Below are 21,090 nucleotides of genomic sequence, written 5' to 3'. Positions count from 1 at the left end.
TTTGGTGTCATTTGTTAACTAATCGTCAACAGAATCTGAAGCATTCATGAAACCTAGGCATCTTTGACGTTTTCTGTAGGAAAGTCTTACAACTTTAATAAACGGGTCTAGAAACAATGGTTTCATCTGCACCCAAGCCTGCTGAATCCCAAAAACGACGCAGCAGTGATCCAATTAGTTGGTACCTTTCCTCAATAGGAAGAGTTCCTCTTTTAACACCAGCAGAAGAAATTGAACTTGGTAATCAAGTTCAAACAATGATGAGCCTTACCGAGGATGGTCAGATTAAGGAAGAGAGCAAAGAATTTAATTCACATCAAAGAAGATTGATTCGAATTGGAAGAAGGGCAAAAGAAAGAATGATGAAAGCCAATCTTCGATTGGTCGTAAGTGTTGCAAAGAAATATCAAGGAAAAGGCCTTGAACTTTTGGATTTAGTCCAGGAAGGTTCTCTTGGATTAGAAAGAGCAGTAGAAAAATTTGATCCAACTCGTGGTTATAAGTTTTCTACTTATGCCTTTTGGTGGATAAGACAAAGCATGACAAGAGCGATTGCTTGTCAGTCAAGAACAATTCGATTACCTGTTCATTTAAGTGAGAGATTAGCGACCATTAGAAAAGTCAGCTTAGATTTGGCTCATAAGCTCGGTGCAATGCCTAGCCGTATTGAAATAGCTGAGGCAATGGAAATTGAGTTAGAAGAACTTGATTCGATTTTGAGACAAGCTCTTACTACTAGCAGTCTTGATGCACCCGTTAATGGTGATGAAGGTCGCAGCTTTTTAGGTGATCTAATAGCCGACGGCTCTGGTGAAGAACCGCTAGATAAAGTTGAACAAAAAATTCATCAAGAGCAACTTGGAAGATGGCTAAGTCATCTAAGCGAACAAGAACAGCACGTTATTAGGCTTAGATTTGGCTTAGAGGGGAATGAAAGACATACTCTCGCAGAAATAGGCAGATTGTTACAGGTCACTCGTGAGAGGGTTAGGCAAGTTGAGTTAAAAGCTTTAAGAAAATTGAGAAATCTCACGAGAAAGCTTCCTAGTGGAATTTGAATTTTATTAACTTTAGTTTTAGTTCTCTGCCCAGATATATTTAGTTAACTCACTAGGGTCAGGCTCTGGAGCTTTTAGAGCAAATTCAACAGCATCGTTAACTTCCATATCAATTTCTTTCTCAATATTTTTTAACTCTTCATCAGAGACGAATCCAGAACTACTTAAATCATTTTTTAGCTTTTTAATTGGATCTTTTTTGGCCCAGAATTCCTTCTCTTTTTCAGACCTAAGTTCGTCTGGATCAGCTAGAGAATGGCCTCTGAATCTGTAGGTAAGGCACTCTATTAAAGTTGGCCCTTCCCCATCTCTTGCCCTTTGTACAGCCCTTTGAGCAGCCCCTCGCACTGCTAAGACATCCATCCCGTCTACCTCTTCTCCTGGCATGCCAAATGCTGAAGCTTTTCTCCATATCTCAGTCTCGCTAGTTGCTCTGTCATGGGCCATTCCAATTGCCCATTTATTATTTTCGACTACGAATATGATCGGTAATTTCCATAATTGAGCCATATTTAAACATTCATAAAACTGACCAATATTGCAAGTACCATCTCCAAAAAATGCTGCAGTTACAGAATCACTATTTTCCTTAAGAGCCTCCCTTTTGTATTTACTGCTGAAAGCTGCTCCAAGGGCAACTGGAATACCTTCACCAATAAATGCATAACCGCCAAGTAGATGATGTTCTTTAGAAAAAAGATGCATAGATCCACCTCTTCCTTTACTGCAGCCTGTCTCTTTCCCAAATAGCTCGCTCATCACCTCTTTCGCAGGTACTCCAGCACTTAAAGCATGAACATGATCTCTATAAGTACTGCAAAACCAGTCATGTTTGCGTTTCATTGCCCCAATAACACCTGTACTTATAGCTTCTTGTCCGTTGTAAAGATGAACAAACCCAAACATCTTCCCTCTGTAATACATTTCAGCGCATTTATCTTCAAATCGTCTTCCCAAAGTCATATCTTTGAAAAGATTTAAACCAATTTCTCTATTGATTTGAGCTGGTTTTGTGTCGCCAAGATTGCTTAGTCTGTCGGCGTGTTCCCTGTGCTGAATAGGGTCTTGGCTTGTTTTGTCCTGGTTGTGAGACATGACTTTGTTCATATTCACTTATCAATCCTTTTTAGACTTTAAGCGTCAATGGATGCAAAATGGTTAAAACCCCTTACGATGCCTAGAGCTTTTTTTTCTGATTACCTAGTAGCGATTGGAATTACCTATTGATCATTTTCGCTTATTGGGGGTTAGCCCTTCTGCAAATGCTGAAGAAGTCCTCAGGGCTTTTCAGCTAAGGCTAGATCGTCCTCCAAAGCAAGGCTTTACTTATGAAGTTTTAGCTCAGAGGTCTGAGCTTCTAAGGCTTTCTGCTGATCTTTTATCTAATCCTGTCGAACGACAATCTTACGAACTTGCTCTGATTGAGGGTTCTTCAGGACTTGAATTGTCATCAAATAGAGAAGTTGCTGGTTTACTTCTCTTGTGGGAATCAAATGCTTCTTTTCAGGCTTTTAAGCTTGCAAAAAAAGCGTTGCAACCTCCACAAGCCCCAGCCTTGGGCAGTGGTAGAGAGTCAGATTTAACATTAATAGCAGCTTTATCTTGTAGAGACGCCTCTATTGAGGAGCAGGCTTGCAGAAGATACGCTTCAGGAGCTGATTTGCTTCAGGAAGGTATTCAATTACTGCAGAGGATGGGAAAGCTTGTTGAAGAAAGAAAAACCCTTGAATTTGATTTAGAGACTTTACTTCCATATAGAATTCTTGATTTATTAAGCAGAGAGAAAGAAGATGAGAAATCTCATCAGGAAGGCCTGATGTTGTTGGAAGATTTTGTAAATAAAAGGGGGGGACTAGAAGGGAAAAGAAATTCAGAAAAAATAGCAGGATTAAATCAAAATGATTTTGAGCTATTTTTCCTTCAAATTAGGAAATTTTTGACTGCAAAAGAGCAGTCGAAAATCTATGTGAATTGGTATCGAAGGGGGTCAGAAGATGCAGGCTTTCTTGCAGCTTTTTCCTTGATAGCTTCTGGCTTTTCTTATCGGAAACCAGAACTCTTTCAAGAAGCTCGTAAATACCTGCGAAATATAAATATTAATGGTTTTGATCCTATGCCCTTAATTGGATGCCTAGATCTTTTATTAGGGGATGTACAGCAAGCAGAGTCTCGTTTTAGAAGTAGTTCAGATGAGAAATTAAAAGATTGGTTAGATAATTATCCAGGCGAGACACTCGGAGCTCTTTGTGATTACTGTATAAATTGGTTGAAAAAAGATGTATTAGTAGGTTTTAGTGATGTTGAAATACAAACTGTAAATCTTGATGATTGGTTCGCTAGCCAAGAAGTTCAAATTTATGTAGAGCAGTTGGAAACAAAAGGGGCATTAGGCATTGCAAAAGCGGGATTTTCATTCTTATCCTCACTGGCCCCTGAACAACAAATTGACAATAATTCATCAAAAAAACTGGAGGAACAAGCTGATTTGCCAATGCCAGGTGGGGCTTTGGATGAAATTCTGAAAGGAAAGTCTTTTAAATCTCGATTTCAAAGTAGTGACGCTTTCTTAAGATCTGACTTGGTTAAAAATATAGTCTCAAAATATTATTCAACATTTGAATTGATCAAAAAGTCAGATTTCAAATCTTTCATTTTAAAGCGCCCAATTTATACAAGTGCTTTAGCATTTGTTGGGTTATTTATTGTTGGAACAGGCCTAGGTATAATTATACAGAGAAAACCATCAGAAAATAATGATCTCAATAAAATATCTAAATCTGAATTTGTTAAACCTGAAGATATTAAAATTATAGATAATGAATCAAGTAAAATAGTTAATAATAAAGAAATATTGGGTTTAAATAAATTAATTCCTCTCACCTCAGTAGACCCCTCATCACAAGAAATTAAATTCCTTATTGAATCATGGTTAGCAGGTAAGGCAGATGTTTTGAATGGTTCAGAAAGTCAGTATCTTTCTTCTGTCGCGAGAACATCCCTGTTCAATAGAGTTATTGAACAGAGAAAAAAAGATAAATTACTAGGACAAAGACAGATTATTGATGCAAATATAAATTCAATCAATATTGTTCAAAGATCTGATAAAAGAATTGCAGCAGATGTTGAATTAGATTATCAAGATAAAAGGATTAGTTCCTCTGGTGAGATTTTATCAGAAACGGTTATTCCTTCTTTGAAAGTAAAGTATATAATTGGCAAGAATAAAAAAAATTGGCAAATAGTTGACTATATTAGTGGAAATTAAAAAATAATTTTTTACATTATTTCTGTAACTCTAAGAAAATGTTTGAGGAACTAACTAATCAATTTGAAGATGCTGTTAAGGCCTTTAAAGGTGAAGCTAAAATTTCAAGTGAAAATGTTGATGAAGCGCTAAAACAGGTTAGACGAGCTCTCTTAGAAGCTGATGTTAGTTTGTCTGTAGTAAAAGAGTTTATCGAAGAAGTAAGAGTTAAGGCTGTTGGTACAGAGGTTGTCAGAGGTATAAATCCTGGTCAGAAATTTATTCAAGTAGTTCATGAGCAACTAGTAAATGTAATGGGTGGAGAGAATGATCCCTTGGCAGATTCAGAGGAAAAACCAACCGTAATTTTAATGGCTGGACTTCAGGGTGCTGGAAAGACTACAGCTACAGCAAAACTTGGATTGCTTCTTAAAGAAAAAAATCAAAAGCCATTACTTGTCGCTGCTGATACATACAGACCAGCAGCTATTGATCAATTAGTAACGCTGGGAAATCAAATTGGTGTAGAAGTTTTTAATTTAAGTTTAAATTCAAAGCCTGAGGAGATTGCAAGAAAAGGCTTGGAAAAGGCTAGGGAAGAAGGATTTGATACTGTTCTTGTCGATACTGCTGGGCGGCTTCAAATTGATACCGAGATGATGGGAGAGATGGTTCGGATTAAAGATGCCGTTCACCCCGATGAAGTTTTATTGGTAGTTGATTCAATGATTGGCCAAGAGGCCGCAGACATAACCAGGAGTTTTCATGAAAAAGTAGGAATAACTGGTGCTGTTCTCACAAAGCTTGATGGAGACTCAAGAGGTGGAGCTGCCCTTTCTATTAAAAAAATCAGTGGGAAACCAATCAAATTCATAGGGACGGGTGAAAAGGTTGAGGCATTGCAGCCTTTTTATCCCGAGAGGATGGCTAGCAGAATCCTAGGGATGGGAGATGTTTTGACACTTGTTGAAAAAGCACAGAAAGAAGTTGAGATTGCTGATGCGGAAATCATGCAAAAGAAGCTTCAAGAAGCAACTTTTGATTTTTCGGATTTTGTAAAACAGATGAGGATGATTAAGAGAATGGGATCTTTAGGAGGGCTACTGAAAATGATTCCTGGAATGAATAAAATTGATGATGGAATGATTAAAAGTGGAGAAGATCAACTTAAGAAAATCGAGGCAATGATTGGTTCAATGTCAGTAGAGGAAAGGAATAAGCCTGAATTATTGGCAGCACAACCATCAAGACGTCGAAGAGTTGCAAGTGGCAGCGGACATCAGCCAGCAGATGTAGACAAGGTTCTCGCGGATTTTCAGAGGATGCGGGGCTTGATGAAGCAGATGTCTACTGGTGGAGGTCTTCCTGGAATGGATGGGGGACTTCCTGGCATGGGAGGACTCCCTGGCATTCCTTCAGCAGGTACTAATCCATATCAGTCAAGAAAAGGAAGAGGAGGTCCAGGTTCTGCGCCCCGAAGACAGCGTCCAGTCAAGAAAAAGAAAGGTTTTGGTGATCTTTAGAGATATCAAAAGGCTATATTAATCATCTGTGGAGTATTATTAAACTGAAGAACTTTTGAGTTCAATCCACTTACAAATAAATCGAAGATGATCAAGCTCCGCCTTAAGCGGTTTGGTAAAAAGCGTGAATCCAGTTTTCGTCTAGTTGCCTGTAATAGCACTTCAAGGCGAGATGGTCGCCCACTGCAAGAACTAGGCTTTTACAATCCAAGAACCAAAGAAACTAGATTAGATACAGAGGCCTTGAGAACTCGACTAGGACAAGGTGCTCAGCCTACTGATGCAGTAAGAACTTTATTAGAAAAAGGAGGACTCCTTGAAAAGAAAGTTCGACCTGCTGAAGTCCTAGGTAAGCAAAAACAAGAAAAAGAAAGATCAGCAAAGAAAAAAGATGCAGCTGCATCTGAAACTTCTGAATAAGAAGTTTTGATTAATATCAATAATTTCAAGAAAATTTATGTCTGAAGCAACCACTGAAGGTCGCTTTTGTATAGATCTGCCTGATTCAGATGCTGCCACTGCTTTGTCAGGTACTGGTCAGTCAACACTTCACCGATTGGGAACACTAACTGGTGCTGTTTTTGCGTTAAGGGGATTGCAACTCGAAATAAAAGGAAATTCTTATCAATTAGAGAGAGCTGCAGCAATTGTTGAATTAGTTAGACCAATTTGGGAAGAGGGACAAATTGTCTCTGCCGTAGATTTACATGCCGCGGCTGAAGCATTAGATAATGGTAAAAAAAATGATTACGCCAAATCAACAAATAAAGTTTTAGCTAGAAGTCAAAGAGGAAATCTTTTAAGACCAAGAACAATTAGACAAAAATTTTATGTAGAAGCTATGGAGAAAAGTGATCTTACTTTTGCTTTAGGCCCAGCAGGAACGGGAAAAACATTTTTAGCAACTCTCTTCGCTGTGCGAATGCTTACTGAGAGAAAAATTGAGAAAATTATTTTAACAAGACCTGCAGTTGAGGCTGGAGAAAGATTGGGCTTTTTACCTGGAGACTTACAGCAAAAGGTAGACCCTTATCTGCGTCCTTTATATGATTCTTTACACTCTTTACTTGGACAAGAAAAAACTAATTTACTTATTGAAAAAAACGTTATTGAAGTTGCTCCCTTGGCATACATGCGAGGCAGAACTTTAGAAGAATCTTTTGTGATACTTGATGAAGCTCAAAATACGACTCAAGCTCAAATGAGAATGGTTCTGACCAGGTTAGGAGAAAGATCAAGAATGGTAGTAACTGGTGATGTAACTCAAGTAGACTTGCCATTTGGACAAATGAGTGGACTTATTGAAGCAGCAGATTTACTCGAAAAGGTAGATGGGATTTCAGTTTGCAGGCTTACCTCAGCAGATGTCGTTAGACATCCACTTGTTCAAAGCGTTGTTGATGCTTATGCAGAGTTAGATAAAAGAAAACGATAGGGTGATCCGCATTCACATTCATGAAGACTTATTTTTTTTGTGTCAAAATAGTTATTAATAATTATCTGGTGCGTTATGCCAGCAAACAGCAATTTTCAACAAGCTATTCGAGAAGCACAATCAAGTGCACTTATTGGCCCAAATGTAGTTAATAAAGCCCTGCCTTATGTAGGCGGAGGAATGGCATTAACCGGATTAGGTGTCTTAGGGGGACTTTCTTTACAAGCAACTAACAATCCTCTGTTTGGGCCTCTATTTATAGTTGCATTTATTGCAGAAATAGTTCTATTTTTCATGGCAAGTAGCGCTGCCAATAACGCAAATAATTCTAAAGCGCTTCCACTATTGACGGGATTCAGCTTGCTAACTGGTTTTACTCTAAGTGGGATTGTTGGGTTGGCAATTCAAGTTGCAGGAATGGGAGCAATAGGAACAGCTGTATTTGCTACTGGAATCACTTTCGTGATCGCATCTTCCGTAGGCAGAAAAATGAGTGATAATGTCGGTCAGGCTTTGCAAGGCGCAGTTGGTCTTGGATTAATTGGTCTTATTATTGCAATGGTTTTCCAGTTTATTGGTGGTTTATTTGCTCCAGGGATGTTTGGAGGCAGTGGCTTTGAATTAATGATTGCTGGCTTTGGAACTGTACTTTTTGTTGCGATGTCTTTTGTAGATTTCTATACAATGCCAAGACGCTACAACGACGAACAGTATTTGGCAGGAGCTTTAGGAATGTACTTAACTTATATAAATTTATTTGTTTTTGTTCTTCGTCTTATTATTGCTCTACAAGGTGGTGGCAGAAGAGATTGAGACTAATAAATTAAACATAAAAAAAGAGCCGAAAGGCTCTTTTTTTATGTCGCGACCTTATAAATACTTTCTGATATTGCATTTATTTGTTCATCGTTGTAACCCCATTTATTAAGAAACTTCAAGTCCGTTCCATTCCCTTTTGTTGCTTCAAGTAAAACATCTAAACGTTTTTTTACTTTAGTCGAATCTAATAGTTTAAGTAATTCAATACATCTAATTTTTATTCTCTCTGATTGGATTTCCTGAGGATCTTTATTATTTCGATGTGTAATTATCATCGCTGAACTCATGGCAAGATTCTTTACGATTAAATCAACAATAATTTCTCCAGAACTTCTTAATTGAAAAATTAATGCATCAGGAAATCTATCCATTAAAGGGCAATCTATTGAGAGACTGACAACAAAAAATCCTCTTGCACCCTCTAGTGTTTTAATAAGCTCGCCAATTCGATCAGAAATAACTTCGTCACTTATTTCATCATTTTCCCAACTTTTGCACCAAACCATTGATGCTTGCATAGCCTCTTTAAAAGTTGGTTTCTGTTCATTCATGGCTTTATTGCTCTTTTAGAGTAAGGCTATAGATAATAGTAGAGAAAGAAAATGTCTTTGGGAGATTTAAATCAAGAGGATTTTAAGTCAGGATTTATTGCATTAATAGGTAGACCCAATGTTGGTAAATCAACTTTCATAAACAAATTTATTGGTGAGAAAATAGCAATTACATCACCCATCGCTCAAACCACTAGAAACAGATTAAAAGTAATACTTACTAATAAAAAGTCTCAAATTATTTTTGTAGATACTCCTGGTATTCATAAACCCCATCATTTATTAGGGGAAAGACTTGTGCAGAGTGCCAAGAGATCTATTGGAGAGGTGGATGCAGTTTTAGTTATTTTTGAAGCCAATCATTCTCCAGGTAGGGGTGATGCATTTATTTTGAATTTGATTAGAAATTTACAAATACCAGTTATTGTTGCCTTGAATAAATGTGATCTTGTTCAGTTGAGTCAATTTAAACAAAGAAAGAAAGAATATTTAGACTTTTTTGAGGGTAAAAATTGGCCAATTTTTTATTGTAGTGCTCTTACCGGACAGGGATGTAATGAATTGATTAATGAAATAGAAGAAAAACTGCCTTTGGGACCTCAGTTGTATCCAAGTCATATGACTTGTGACCATCCTGAGAAGTTTTTAATTGCTGAATTTATAAGGGAACAAGTGTTAATCAATACACGCGAAGAGGTCCCTCATAGTGTTGCAGTATCTATTGATAAAATTGAAGTTATACCCTTGAAAAAAAAATCTAAAGAGAATCCAAGAACAGGAATTCTCGCAACTATTTGTGTTGAGAAAAAAAGTCAGAAAGGAATTTTAATTGGTAAAGGTGGAAGTATGTTGAAGAAAATTGGCCAGGAATCAAGGCTCCAAATTCAAACTTTAATTAATGGAAATGTCTATTTAGAATTGTTTGTTAAAGTAGTCCCTGACTGGAGAAGTAAATCTTCTCGGCTTAATGAGCTTGGTTATGAAGGGGGCTAAGGCTAACTCATATGAGTAAATTCAGGTTCGATGTAGTAAGCCTTTTCCCAGAAGCATTTAAAGGTTTTTTTAATCATGGACTTATAAAAAAGGCATTTGAAGAGAAGATTGCATCAATTCATATACACAATCCTCGTGACCATGCAATTGATAATTATCGAAAAGTTGATGATGAACCATATGGCGGAGGCGTTGGAATGGTCTTGAAGCCGGAACCTTATTTTTCGATATTTGATCAAATTCCGAAGCTAAATAAAAAAAGGATACTTTTGATGACTCCACAAGGTAGAAAAATATATCAATCTGATTTTTCCAGATGGTCAAAAGAAGATCAACTCATATTGATATGTGGAAGCTATGAGGGGTTTGATGAGAGGATTAGGTCTCTAGCTGATGAAGAAATTTCAATTGGAGACTTTGTTCTTACCGGTGGAGAAATTCCTGCAATAACTTTGATTAATGGAATAGTACGTCTTTTGCCAGGAACTTTAGGCAGTGCCGAATCATTAGATGAAGAAAGTCATAATGATTTCCTTTTAGAACATCCGCAATACACACGACCTTCAGAATTCAAAGGTATGAAAGTTCCTGATGTCTTACTAAGTGGTAATCATAAATTAATTAAAGAATGGAGGCAGAAGGAAAGAGAAATCAGAACGCAGGCCCGTAGACCCGATTTGTTCGAACTTTGGAAGCTCGACCAACTATCAATTGATAAAAGAAGTTCATTATTGAAAACGGAAATGAGCTTAAGAATAGGCAACGAATACGAAAGTTACCCAGATTGGTAGAATGATTAAAGCTATCACTAACATCTTAAGAAATCTGTGCCTAGAAAAAAGCGTCACAGATAGATCAAAAACGGAGACTCAATTAAATCAAACAATTTTTATTTAATAAGTTTTTCTAAAAGATAATCTGATTATTTGAATGATTAAATATATAAAATCTTAGAAATCTAAGTTTTATTAAGATTAGAAATGATTAATATATTCAACAATTTCTTTGAGAGAATTTATTGAACCTCCGTATGACTGGTTATATATTTCCTGATATCCATTTAAATAATGTAAATAATAACATTTTGCTTTAAATGCACATTGCATATCAGATAACATGTCACCGATAAAAACTATATTTTTGGTTTCTACTGATAAATCTTTGGCAGCAAGTAAGATCGGATCTGGAAAAGGCTTACCTCTTTTGGTAAGTTCAGGTGTTATTACCAATTTGACATCTAATTGAAACAAATCAATTAAATGATTTGTTCTGAATTGATCTTTAGAAGTAACAATCCCCATTGAAATTGAATTTTCTTTCAACCAAATCAAAATGAATCTTACAAAAGGGTTTAATTTTATTAGATTTACATTTTCAGTAGATATTAAAGAATAATGTTCTTTTATTGATTTGTGATACTTGGTATTTATTTTCATTTTTGTTAGTATTGATTCAAATGGAATCCCAATATGAATTTTAAATTGTTCAAAATTAGCCTTTACACTATATTTTTTCTGAACTGATTTCCATGCTTTTTTCATAACAGGTAAAGAGTCTATTAATACTCCATCAAAATCAAATAAAACAGCTGATATCCTATTCATATTAATCTAAAATAGTAATTTAAATTTCTTCTAGAATAGATATCACTTCAACCAGATCAGATGGTGTGTCTACTGAAATTGTATAATTATCAATTAAACAAGAACTTACAGTATATCCATTCTCTATCCATCTAAGGAGTTCTACACTTTCTGATTTCTCTAACTCTCCTTTTGGCAATTTAGAAAACTTTTCTAGAGTCTTAGTAGTCATCCCATAAAGACCTATTTGTTTGTAATATGATGGCTTTTTATTTTCTATACTATTTAAAAGAGGCTTCCTTGAAAAATATTGAATTTTTGAATAGTTTTTAACTAGTGAGCACTTCACATTATTTGGATCAAATGCCTGTTCTGATTTTATGGGAACAACTCCACTAATAATTTCATTTTGGGAATGTTTTAAGTTTGGTAGCATAGATATTATTTTTGTTATCGAACTAGTTTTAATCAGTGGCTCATCACCTTGAAGATTAATAATATAATCTGTTTCAACTCTTTTCGCAGCAATAGCTATCCTGTCTGTACCTGTTTCACATTTAGGAGTTAAAATAGAATTAACATCATATAATTTACAGATAGCTTCTATTTCTTTTGAATCTGTACATACATATACTTGAAATCCAGTCTTAATAGCATTTCTGGCACAGTATACGACCATAGGTATACCATCTATAGGTGCCAAAGGTTTTCCAGGGAATCTGGAACTTTTCATTCTGGCAGGTATGAAAATCGTTGTCTTCACTTCTTTAAAGAAATATTAGTGAGAATTAGAAATTTGACTATAACATTAGGTTTTAAATCACTTGACCTTAAATCAACTTACGTTCGTTCGGCTTTGAACTATCATGAAATTGAATAAAAATCCTTTTAGTTAATTCGTTCACAAACTTCCCTAATTGAATCAAAGATGAGTCCCCGGTCGAAAAGCTTCCCCGAAACCCGTTTATATGAAAGATAATTTCCCTCAGCTACGGATCGGAAACGGTTATGACATGCATCGATTGGTTCCTGGTCGCCCTTTGATACTTGGCGGGATCAAGTTAAACCATCCTGAAGGTTTAGGTCTTGATGGGCATAGTGATGCAGATGTTCTTACTCATGCAATTATGGATGCCATTTTAGGGTCATTATCTTTGGGTGATATTGGAAAGTATTTCCCTCCAGATGACCCTAAATGGAAAAATGCAGATAGTTTGATTCTTCTCGAACAGGTAATGGAATTAATTGAGAGGAAAGGTTGGCAAATTCAAAATATTGATTCAGTTATTGTTGCTGAGAGGCCAAAATTAAAACCTTATATACACTTGATGAAGGAGAAGATATCTAAGAAGATAGGAGTTGATATTGATAATGTAGGCGTTAAAGCAACTACAAATGAGAAATTAGGTGCTGAAGGCAGAGAGGAAGGTATATGTTGTCATGCAGTTGTTTTGATGAAAAGACATGAAAAAAATTAGAAAGAAAAATTTTATCGAAAAAATATTTAGATTTCTTTTTGTTGGTTTAATTTATCTTTCTACTATTTTTGGAAACGTGAAAAATATTCAAGCTGAGTCTTTATTGAAAATGAATTTTCCAAAGGAATCTATTGTAGAGCACCTTAAGCTTGAAGTCCCAAAAGATTTTAAACATGCTTGGCTCAAAGCCGAACATGGTAGTTGGGAGCCATGGTTGTTGAAACAAAATGGTTTTTTAGGACGCCAACTTTTTTGGGATCCTAAGGTTGAGGAAGCAACCTTATTGATTGGTTGGGAATCAAGAGCAGTTTGGAAAAACATCTCTCAGAAAGAAATAAATCTTGTCCAGCAGGATTTCGAAAAGATTGCCAGAAAAGAAACAGGGCAAACTAGTGGAAATCCTTTCCCATTGATTTTTGAAGGGGAATTAAATCCAGAGTAAAGATGAATCAATCAATTATTGATTTTCATAGACGAAGTCGACTTGGTGTGATTGAGGCTATATGGGGGGAGCATAAAACAATTGAACAAATTTCTGAAATATTGAAAAAATATCAACTTGAATCTGAAACTGCTTTGGTGACAAGACTTTCCAAAGAAAAAGGAGAAAAACTTTTAGTTGAATTTCCTTCTGCAGAATTTCATGAAATATCAGGTTGTTTAACTATGGGAGAGTTTAAGGAATGTACTTCTTCAGAGGACGAAGTAATTATTTTGACTGCAGGAACAAGTGATGTAGGAGTGGCCTCGGAAGCAGAAATAGCTTTGAATTTGCATGGAATAAAAACTAAATTGTTGATTGATATTGGTGTAGCAGGACTTCACAGGTTGCTAGATAGGCTGGAAGAAATAAAATCAGCAAAAGTAGTTATTGCATGTGCCGGCATGGAGGGAGCTTTGCCTACGGTACTCGCTGGATTAATTCCTCAGCCAATTATTGGACTTCCTGTTTCAGTTGGATATGGAATTAGTGGTGGTGGTAAAACGGCTATTGAAGGAATGCTTGCAAGTTGTGCTCCAGGATTATTAGTAGTGAATATTGATAATGGTTATGGTGCAGCAATGGCTGCTATTAGAATTTTATTAGCCTAATCTTTGTTTGAATTTATTTCTAGAACCTGTTCTAACCACAATTTCATTGAATTAGGTAATTGCCCTTTCTCATAACGGAATATTGCTTCAGTAATAACTGGGGTGTTTATCCATTGAATAGTCTTTCGCCTCATTAAACTCTCTTCTTTCTCCTAAGTTGAGCTATTAACTCAAGGAGCGCAAGGGGGTATTAATAGTCTTAAGATTCTTCGTCATATTTGCTACCAAGTCTTGTTAGCTCATCACTATTGTTGCTCGATTCAACATCGAGAAGACGAGTGACTAATTCTGATAAATCTCTTTGAGCTAGCTCTCCTGAGCTTTCCCATTTCATTGAACGAGGTTCTGGTTGCGAAGAAGCCGACACTTCTGTTTAAAATAACTGTCACGGAATGCTAACTGTTATGTGTATGTTTTTTGACTCAACTTTACGTAAATAAGATGAAATAAATATAAAGAAATCAGCTTTTTGGTTACTTATGACACTGACTTTATAAATGTTTAAGATTTGGGTATTGGGTTATTAGTTCTTCTTCTTTCAAAATCTCTCCTTCTCCGTCAGGTTGCCAGATAACTTCTAAAGCGATTATTTCATTTGAAGACATTGATCCTAAGAGTCTCAATGCCTCTGTGATTTGTTCGCTGTTTGCAGAGTCGTTTAATCTTAAATCCTTTTTTGTCGCTACTAAAACCGTAACCACGATGTATTCATTTGTTAAATCTGAATCACCAGGATTGGATTCATTATTTGTTGATTTTGATATTTGACCGGAATAGTTTGAGGTGAGTTCAGCTTTTAATTTGCTCCTTTCAGTTATTGAGATTCGATTAAATGTAGATTCTGCGGAGGCAAAAGGAACGGAGCCTGTTTCTATATTTGAATAGACCCATAATTCAGGCTTCCTTAGTAAGGCGAGTGTTGTGTCTTGAAGAACTCTTTGAAGACCAGATGAGGTTAAGGTATTTGAAGAGGAAGCCAGCTCTCTAAGTTTCACTTGAATCTCTTTTGCACTTGCCAGTAAGCCAATCTGAAATTGTATTAAAGAAACTTTGTATGGGTTTGCCGATTGAGAAACTATTGAGTTATTGCTTGAGTTGGAAAGATTTGAAGAGTTTTTAAATGAATTGACAATCACACCAACGATTGACATAAGTATGAAAAATCCAAAAATCCCGCCTCCTCCAAAACCAAATATTGGCAATAAAAAAGGAAAACCAATACCACCGCCTCTATATCCACTTCCATAACCTCTAAAGTTATTACCTCCATAGCCTCCGTAATTTTGACTTCGTGGTGAAGAAGGTGTCTGAAAATTTCCGCCACCTATTCGTCCTCCACTTGCGGCTGCTGCAGTGTTGGGATTAGTAAATAAAAAAGAGAAGATTATTGTTGAAACAAACAGAAAAGAAAAAACCTGTTTTCTTTTGATCCAACTAACGTGATTAATTTTGAACACTTAATTTATTGAGTATTAATTAACTGTAGGAACCACCGCCAACAATTGTTACAACCTCTAAGCAATCGCCATTTTTTATTTTTGTACTTATCCAATCTTTTGGATTAATAATTGCACCATTTAACTCAACCACAACTAATTGAGGTTGGTAACCCAAGTGTTCAAGTAAACCTTCCAATTGAAATTCCTCATTAGATTTTTCAATGCTTTGGATCTCACCGTTAATTTTTAAGTTCATGTTAGAAATTTGAGAAGCTCTTCAGTTTTTAAAAATGGATCATTGGAGTTGATGATTGCATCTGACACGGCTATGCGTAGATTGTTTAGGTGGTTTAATTTGTTGATATTTGAGCTATTTATTCCACCGATAGCAAATGCCGGTAGGTCAGTTTCACTTAATCCCTTTGAAAGGTAGTCAATCCCTATTGGTTGTAGTTGCTTTTTTGTTTCAGAGGGGAAAATAGGTCCTATACCAATATAATCACAGCCCTCATCTTCGGCATTTTTTATGTCTTCAAGGCAGTGCGTGCTTCGGCCAATGATCTTTTCAGTTCCAAGGAGATCTCTCGCGATTTTTGTTGGTATATCTTCTTGACCTAAATGAATACCATCGGCGTCAACAGCAAGTGCGATATCGATACGGTCATTGACTACAAATAGTGAATTGTATTCTTTGCAAAGAGAGGCTAAGCCTTTAGCTTGTGAAATTTTTTCATTATCTTGTAAAACTTTCTCTCTGTATTGAACTATGTTTACACCAGCTTTTAGAGCCTGAAGAACAACCTCTTCGAGATCTCTCCTGTTTGAGGTTATTAAATATAAGGAACAATCTTTTAAGGTTTGTCTTTTATTTATACCTTCTATTGTATTAAGAACCTTTATCTCGAACTCATAAGTTTTGTATCTAATTTTGCTGGCTATTTCACAAAGATTCGGATCTGTTGTTCGAGTGAATTCCTCTATTACTCTTAAGGCTTCTTGAACTCTGGATGAGTTTGCAATAAATATAGCCTCTGGGGTTGACCTAACTGTTTGTAACGGATGTGAAATGCCCCTAGCTGGGTCGTCAGATGTAAGCCGTGCTTTTAGATAAATGTTGTGGTGATGTGCTCCTAATTGTTGCCTCCAATCTTTGATTTGAATCGAAAAATCACTCCTCTTTAGACCAAACCTGCACCAATCTTCCATAACTCTAAGCCCTTCTCTAGCGCGATCAAGGTTCGCGTCAATTAATTGAGCAATACGATTATCAGATGGAGGGGTGACAGGCATTGATTTCATGTCATCCTTTATTAGATGATTTGTATTTAAATTTTATTGTGGAAAATGATTCTGAGAACAATATGACTGTGCTTATTTGGGGCGTTTTTTTGTTAGGGGGCATAGGTTTGTTTGTCGTATGGGGATTATCGAACGCTTATCCCGTAATTAATTAGATTTAGAGTTTTTTTGTCAATATCTCTTTTGCCAATATTGCATCTAAACTTATTTGATTACTCAGTGCTTCAATGTTCTCAAACTTTTTCTGAAGTCTAATTCTGTGCACAGGTTCAATAATTAATTCATGTCCTAATAGGTTGATTTCTTTGTCTAAAAGGTGTACTTCTACTGCTGATAAGGAGTTTGGATCAATAGTTGGCTGAGTGCCTATATTCATAACTGCTAAGAATCGTTCTTTTTTGTTTGCTATAGAAGCCCAGGCTGCATAAACCCCCAATGATGGAAGGAATTTTCGCTCATCTATTTTTAAATTGGCAGTTGGCCATCCAATTTTTTTTCCTAAACCTCTCCCTTTCTCCACCGTCCCTCTAAAGGAGTAAGGACGCTTCAATAGATATTTGGCATGATTTAAATCACCTTCGTAGAGTGCTTTTCGTACTCTGCTACTACTAAGTCGACCATGATCGTCTTCAAGGATAGAAACAATAGAAATTTTTATTCCTAGAGATTCACCTATCTTTTTTAGAGTAGAAGTATCACCCTCTCTATTGCGTCCAAACCTAAAATTCTCTCCAACCGCAATATGTTGAGCATGAAGGGTTTTTACTAGAATTTCTTCTACAAATGTCTCAGCACTTTTAGAAGCAAGATTTCTATTAAATGGAACTAAAACTAATTGTTCTATTCCGAGTGGCTCGAGCAGGAATGTTTTTTCATTTGGTAAATCCAATCTTAATCTTGATTCTCCAAATAGAACCTCACGTGGGTGTGGCCAAAAGCTGACAACGGTTGGTACACCAATTGGGTCTTTTAATATGGCTTTTATTACTTTTTTATGACCTAAGTGAAGACCATCAAAACTACCTAATGCCAGTGATGTAGGCAGTTTTGCGTTTTCAGGGGCACAGAGAGGAATCAAGATAAACGTGCAATTTTTGTGCTTAGATGGCAAGTTTGGTTTATCGCCTTATTCATCGTGATGGCAGATCAACGCGACTTTCAATTGCTTTCTCTTGGGATGAGAAGAATTGGTTGGCTTCGGTTTTGGATTCAAACAATTTTAGGTGTAGTGGTAGTGGGGGTTTTGTTGTTCAACAATGTTGGTAGTAGTTTAGCTAGAAACTCAGAGAGAGCATTGGGATTAGGACCAGGTTTGTCTCTCACTACATTGGCATTTATTTTATTGCTATTTAGCCTTTGGCAAGGTTGGTTGATAGTGAAAACTGGTAGGGCCTTAGGCAGTGATGCGCGACCAAGTAGAGGTGAAACAAGTCGCTTACTAAAGAGAGGCTTGATTGTCGATTTGGTTGGATTGGTTTTTTCGTCAGTCGGATATCAATCTTTAGCAGGAGCTTTGTTCGTTCAGGCCTCAATGCAAGCCCCTGGGATTTCTATTGGAACGGGTATGAGAGCAATGGAAAATTACCCAATTACTTCTTTAGAAATGCTTTCTGTATTGAGTAATACTCAAGTTTTATTTGCACACTTGATTGGTCTGATTTTTTCTTTGTGGTTATTGCAAAGGATTTTTAGGAAAAACTAATATTTATATTAAGTTTGGCAAGTCATCCAGATTCCCTCTCCAAAAAAGATCAGGTTGTATTGGTGTTAACGAGGGAGAGCATAAAGCTATTTGAGAAACATCACTTGGCCATTCTTTAGGTCCTTCTCCAGCTGATTGAAGATCTTTTACTGCTTCTCCAGCCATCCAAAAATAGGCGTTCCCTCTTGGATCGACCCTGCGAATGAATTGTTCCTCATATTGTCTGATTGAAAGTCTTGTCCAAACCAAATTCCTCATTTTTTTCTCTTCACAAGGAGGAATGTTTAAATTTAAGAGTAAGTTCTTTGGCCAACTTTGTTGAATTGCTTTTTCTGCAATATCTAAGGCTAATTTCCCAGCAAAACTAAAACTTTTCCACTGAAAACTGGCAATACTTACTGCCATAGATGGGATTTCATCCAAAGTTCCCTCAAGTGCAGCAGCAACAGTTCCAGAGCAAAAAATATCCGTACCAAGATTTGGTCCATGATTAATTCCCGAAAGAATTAGGTCTGGCTTTTGATCAAGAAGTTCATTAAGTGCGAGTTTTACGCAATCAGCAGGGGTACCACTACACCCCCAAGCATTAATTCCTTCCCCAAATAATTCATCTGCTTTTTCAGCTCGGATTGGCGAATGTAAAGTTAATCCATGACCGGTGGCTGATCTTTCTTGATCTGGACAAACAACAGTAACTTTATGTCCTCTGCTCGCTGCCGATGAAGCAAGTGTTCTTATCCCTTCAGCAAAAACTCCATCATCATTACTAATTAAAATTCTCAATGGTTTCATTTTTAGCTATTAGTTTTTAGAACTGGGACAGGTTGCCGATTAAACTAGTACTTGAGATTGGAATTCATTGAGTTCAACATTATCCCTTAAACAGCTCATTAATGAGCTTGAAATATTAGAAAGCGAGGCTGCAAAAGAAATTGCTGCTGCTGAAAATTCTGAATCTATAGAGAAATTAAGGTTGGCTTTCCTTGGAAAGAAAGGAAAACTCTCACTTCTATTGGGAGGGATGAAAAATCTTTCTAGTGAGGAAAGACCTTTAATTGGTCAAAGAGCGAACGTTTTAAAAACTCAATTGCAAGAATTAATAAAAGAAAAGCTTGAAATTTTAAAAACCCAGGCTTTAAATCAGATACTAATAAAAGAAACTATAGATGTTACAGCGCCTCCAACGGGTATTTTTCAAGGACATCGGCACCCCTTAATAACAACTACTGAGCAAATCATTGATCTTTTCTTAGGACTTGGATACAAAGTTTCTGAAGGACCTGAAATAGAGAAGGATTACTACAATTTTGAGGCACTTAATATTCCACCTGACCATCCTGCAAGAGATATGCAAGATACTTTTTATTTGGGAGGTGAATACCTTTTAAGAACTCATACTTCGCCTGTTCAGATTCGTTGCCTTGAAAGCAAAAAGCCCCCGGTAAGAATTGTCTCTCCTGGCAGGGTTTATCGAAGAGATGCAGTTGATGCTACTCATTCGCCAGTGTTTCACCAGATTGAGGTCTTAGCAATTGATGAAAAGCTTGACTTTAGTCATTTAAGAGGCACAGTAATGGCTTTTTTAAAAGCGTTTTTTGGAGATCTTCCTATTCGATTCAGAGCTAGTTATTTCCCATTTACGGAGCCATCAGCAGAAGTTGATGTTCAATGGAGAGGTAAATGGTTAGAGGTTATGGGTTGCGGGATGGTAGATCCTGCGGTCCTAGAAAAATTAGGGATAGATCCTGAAAAATATAGCGGTTTTGCTGCTGGACTTGGGGTGGAAAGATTTTGCATGGTTCGTCATGGCGTAGATGATATTAGAAAGTTATATACAAGTGATCTCAGATTTCTAGAACAATTTTAAATTTAGATATTTTTGAATTAACTTTTAATTGTATTAAATAAATATTTTTGACATTAATTGCTAATATTGATCAATAGTTTGTGAAGTATGATCGGTGCCCCGAGTAGGACTGATCGTTAATGATGGGAAAGATCTTGCTGTGAAGACAGCAAAAACTTTTCACAAGAAACTAGAAGATTCTGGTTTTGAAGTTGTCAGAGTTAGTAGCGCAGGCGGTTTATTAGGTTTTACTAATCCTGATCAATATATGAGTTCACAAGGATACAATTCATGCATACCAGATGGCTTTGATTCTTCAATTTCATTTGCCGTTGTATTAGGAGGTGATGGGACCGTATTGTCTGCAGCAAGACAGACAGCACCATTGGGTATCCCCATACTTACTGTAAATACAGGGCATTTAGGGTTTTTGGCTGAGGCTTACCTTTCAGATATAGATAAGATTTTTAAACATTTAGTTTCAAGGAGATGGAATATTGAAGAGAGAACAAGCTTAGTAGTAAGTGTTATGAGAGGTGATCAATGTAGATGGGAAGCTCTTTGTCTCAATGAAATGGCATTACATAGAGAACCTATGACAAGCATGTGTCATTTTGAGATTTCTGTTGGTCGCCATGCACCAGTAGACATTTCTGCAGATGGTGTAATTCTTTCTACTCCTACTGGCTCAACTGCTTATTCACTTAGTGCTGGGGGGCCAGTAATTACTCCTGATTGTCCGGTTTTGCAACTTACCCCTGTCTCTCCTCATTCATTGGCTTCAAGAGCGCTTGTCTTTAGCAATGAAGAGCCAGTAACAGTTTTCCCTGCTACACCTGAAAGATTAATGATGGTAGTAGATGGTAGTGCCGGCTGCTATGTGTGGCCAGAGGATAGAGTCCTAATTAGAAAAAGTGATCATCCAGTTAAATTTATTAGACTTTCTGATCATGAGTTCTTTCAAGTTCTAAGAAATAAATTAGGTTGGGGTCTACCCCACGTTGCGAAACCTGATAAAATATGAAAAT

The 21,090-nt window shown here is 36.6% G+C and carries 25 protein-coding genes; 14 read left to right on the top strand and 11 right to left on the bottom strand.

Translation table 11 applies throughout. From position 1 onward, the window contains the following. Nucleotides 1-116 precede the first annotated feature (116 nt). Nucleotides 117-1,058: an RpoD/SigA family RNA polymerase sigma factor gene (locus O5637_RS04980; protein WP_269606620.1), complete on the top strand. Its 942-nt coding sequence runs from the start codon at nt 117-119 to the stop codon at nt 1,056-1,058. Nucleotides 1,059-1,076: 18 nt separating this feature from the next. On the opposite strand, the gene pdhA is transcribed toward O5637_RS04980, so the two are convergent. Beyond that, complete coding sequence (gene pdhA / locus O5637_RS04975) at nt 1,077-2,153, bottom strand: pyruvate dehydrogenase (acetyl-transferring) E1 component subunit alpha (protein WP_269606618.1); 1,077 nt, start codon at nt 2,151-2,153, stop codon at nt 1,077-1,079. A gap of 115 nt (nt 2,154-2,268) precedes the next feature. Here pdhA and O5637_RS04970 point away from each other — a divergent pair, with 115 nt between their 5' ends. The 5 genes from O5637_RS04970 (at nt 2,269) to O5637_RS04950 (ending at nt 8,073) form a co-directional block, all read left to right on the top strand. Beyond that, nucleotides 2,269-4,323, top strand: coding sequence for an IMS domain-containing protein (locus tag O5637_RS04970; RefSeq protein ID WP_269606616.1), 2,055 nt, complete (start codon nt 2,269-2,271; stop codon nt 4,321-4,323). 38 nt (nt 4,324-4,361) lie between these two features. Further along, nucleotides 4,362-5,825 (top strand): signal recognition particle protein, encoded by a 1,464-nt coding sequence (gene ffh, locus O5637_RS04965; RefSeq protein ID WP_269606614.1) that lies wholly within the window; start codon nt 4,362-4,364, stop codon nt 5,823-5,825. 87 nt (nt 5,826-5,912) lie between these two features. Then, the gene (rpsP, locus tag O5637_RS04960; RefSeq protein WP_269606612.1) at nt 5,913-6,245 is read left to right on the top strand and encodes a 30S ribosomal protein S16; all 333 of its coding nucleotides are present in this window, start codon (nt 5,913-5,915) and stop codon (nt 6,243-6,245) included. Nucleotides 6,246-6,282: 37 nt separating this feature from the next. Then, nucleotides 6,283-7,260 (top strand): PhoH family protein, encoded by a 978-nt coding sequence (locus tag O5637_RS04955; RefSeq protein WP_269606610.1) that lies wholly within the window; start codon nt 6,283-6,285, stop codon nt 7,258-7,260. 75 nt (nt 7,261-7,335) lie between these two features. Beyond that, on the top strand, nt 7,336-8,073 hold the full coding sequence (locus O5637_RS04950; protein ID WP_269606607.1) for a Bax inhibitor-1 family protein: 738 nt from the start codon (nt 7,336-7,338) through the stop codon (nt 8,071-8,073). 44 nt (nt 8,074-8,117) lie between these two features. Here the strand turns inward: O5637_RS04950 and O5637_RS04945 are convergent, their stop codons facing one another. Then, a complete protein-coding gene (locus O5637_RS04945; RefSeq protein ID WP_269606606.1) occupies nt 8,118-8,630 on the bottom strand; it encodes a hypothetical protein in 513 nt (170 codons plus the stop codon). Nucleotides 8,631-8,681: 51 nt separating this feature from the next. Here O5637_RS04945 and era point away from each other — a divergent pair, with 51 nt between their 5' ends. Together era and trmD are read left to right on the top strand one after the other, a co-directional pair. Continuing rightward, complete coding sequence (era, locus tag O5637_RS04940; protein ID WP_269606604.1) at nt 8,682-9,623, top strand: GTPase Era; 942 nt, start codon at nt 8,682-8,684, stop codon at nt 9,621-9,623. 11 nt (nt 9,624-9,634) lie between these two features. After that, nucleotides 9,635-10,414 (top strand): tRNA (guanosine(37)-N1)-methyltransferase TrmD, encoded by a 780-nt coding sequence (trmD, locus tag O5637_RS04935; RefSeq protein WP_332299759.1) that lies wholly within the window; start codon nt 9,635-9,637, stop codon nt 10,412-10,414. 183 nt (nt 10,415-10,597) lie between these two features. Here trmD and O5637_RS04930 read toward each other — a convergent pair whose 3' ends face one another. Together O5637_RS04930 and O5637_RS04925 are read right to left on the bottom strand one after the other, a co-directional pair. Next, nucleotides 10,598-11,227 (bottom strand): HAD family hydrolase, encoded by a 630-nt coding sequence (locus tag O5637_RS04930; RefSeq protein ID WP_269606603.1) that lies wholly within the window; start codon nt 11,225-11,227, stop codon nt 10,598-10,600. Nucleotides 11,228-11,246: 19 nt separating this feature from the next. Next, entirely contained in the window at nt 11,247-11,969 is a 723-nt protein-coding gene (locus O5637_RS04925) for a 3-deoxy-manno-octulosonate cytidylyltransferase (protein WP_269606601.1), read from the bottom strand. A 205-nt stretch (nt 11,970-12,174) separates the two neighbouring features. Here O5637_RS04925 and ispF point away from each other — a divergent pair, with 205 nt between their 5' ends. The 3 genes from ispF (at nt 12,175) to larB (ending at nt 13,776) form a co-directional block, all read left to right on the top strand. Beyond that, complete coding sequence (ispF, locus tag O5637_RS04920; protein WP_269606600.1) at nt 12,175-12,684, top strand: 2-C-methyl-D-erythritol 2,4-cyclodiphosphate synthase; 510 nt, start codon at nt 12,175-12,177, stop codon at nt 12,682-12,684. A 109-nt stretch (nt 12,685-12,793) separates the two neighbouring features. Further along, nucleotides 12,794-13,126 (top strand): TIGR03792 family protein, encoded by a 333-nt coding sequence (locus O5637_RS04915; protein ID WP_269606599.1) that lies wholly within the window; start codon nt 12,794-12,796, stop codon nt 13,124-13,126. Between the two features lie 2 nt (nt 13,127-13,128). Next, a complete protein-coding gene (larB, locus tag O5637_RS04910; RefSeq protein WP_269606596.1) occupies nt 13,129-13,776 on the top strand; it encodes a nickel pincer cofactor biosynthesis protein LarB in 648 nt (215 codons plus the stop codon). On the opposite strand, the gene O5637_RS04905 is transcribed toward larB, so the two are convergent. The 6 genes from O5637_RS04905 to O5637_RS04880 form a co-directional block, all read right to left on the bottom strand. Beyond that, the gene (locus tag O5637_RS04905) at nt 13,773-13,910 is read right to left on the bottom strand and encodes a hypothetical protein (protein ID WP_269606595.1); all 138 of its coding nucleotides are present in this window, start codon (nt 13,908-13,910) and stop codon (nt 13,773-13,775) included. The genes larB and O5637_RS04905 overlap by 4 nt on opposite strands. Before the next feature lie 65 nt (nt 13,911-13,975). Further along, entirely contained in the window at nt 13,976-14,143 is a 168-nt protein-coding gene (locus O5637_RS04900; RefSeq protein ID WP_269606593.1) for a hypothetical protein, read from the bottom strand. A 124-nt stretch (nt 14,144-14,267) separates the two neighbouring features. After that, nucleotides 14,268-15,233, bottom strand: a complete 966-nt coding sequence (locus O5637_RS04895) for a DUF1517 domain-containing protein (RefSeq protein ID WP_269606591.1) — start codon at nt 15,231-15,233, stop codon at nt 14,268-14,270. A gap of 19 nt (nt 15,234-15,252) precedes the next feature. Further along, a complete protein-coding gene (gene thiS, locus O5637_RS04890) occupies nt 15,253-15,471 on the bottom strand; it encodes a sulfur carrier protein ThiS (protein WP_269606589.1) in 219 nt (72 codons plus the stop codon). After that, on the bottom strand, nt 15,468-16,514 hold the full coding sequence (locus tag O5637_RS04885) for a thiamine phosphate synthase (RefSeq protein ID WP_269606587.1): 1,047 nt from the start codon (nt 16,512-16,514) through the stop codon (nt 15,468-15,470). Before O5637_RS04885 ends, thiS begins: the two co-directional genes overlap by 4 nt. A 157-nt stretch (nt 16,515-16,671) precedes the next feature. Further along, nucleotides 16,672-17,625 carry a bifunctional riboflavin kinase/FAD synthetase gene (locus O5637_RS04880; RefSeq protein WP_269606585.1) on the bottom strand — a complete coding sequence of 318 codons (954 nt, stop codon included), beginning with the start codon at nt 17,623-17,625 and terminating at the stop codon, nt 16,672-16,674. Between the two features lie 27 nt (nt 17,626-17,652). Between O5637_RS04880 and O5637_RS04875 the strand changes: the two genes are divergently transcribed. Then, nucleotides 17,653-18,216, top strand: a complete 564-nt coding sequence (locus O5637_RS04875) for a DUF3611 family protein (RefSeq protein WP_269606583.1) — start codon at nt 17,653-17,655, stop codon at nt 18,214-18,216. 3 nt (nt 18,217-18,219) lie between these two features. On the opposite strand, the gene surE is transcribed toward O5637_RS04875, so the two are convergent. After that, entirely contained in the window at nt 18,220-19,008 is a 789-nt protein-coding gene (gene surE, locus O5637_RS04870; RefSeq protein WP_269606581.1) for a 5'/3'-nucleotidase SurE, read from the bottom strand. Nucleotides 19,009-19,075: 67 nt separating this feature from the next. On the opposite strand from surE, the gene pheS reads away from it, so the two are divergent. Together pheS and O5637_RS04860 are read left to right on the top strand one after the other, a co-directional pair. Then, nucleotides 19,076-20,083 (top strand): phenylalanine--tRNA ligase subunit alpha, encoded by a 1,008-nt coding sequence (gene pheS, locus O5637_RS04865; RefSeq protein ID WP_269606579.1) that lies wholly within the window; start codon nt 19,076-19,078, stop codon nt 20,081-20,083. Between the two features lie 94 nt (nt 20,084-20,177). Beyond that, a complete protein-coding gene (locus O5637_RS04860; protein WP_269606577.1) occupies nt 20,178-21,086 on the top strand; it encodes an NAD(+) kinase in 909 nt (302 codons plus the stop codon). Nucleotides 21,087-21,090: the final 4 nt, after the last annotated feature.

The sequence above is a fragment of the Prochlorococcus marinus str. MIT 0917 genome (assembly GCF_027359575.1).
GTDB lineage: Bacteria > Cyanobacteriota > Cyanobacteriia > PCC-6307 > Cyanobiaceae > Prochlorococcus_B > Prochlorococcus_B marinus_D.
Note: the sequence above shows the minus strand (reverse complement) of the source record. Positions and strands in the feature narration are given on the sequence as shown.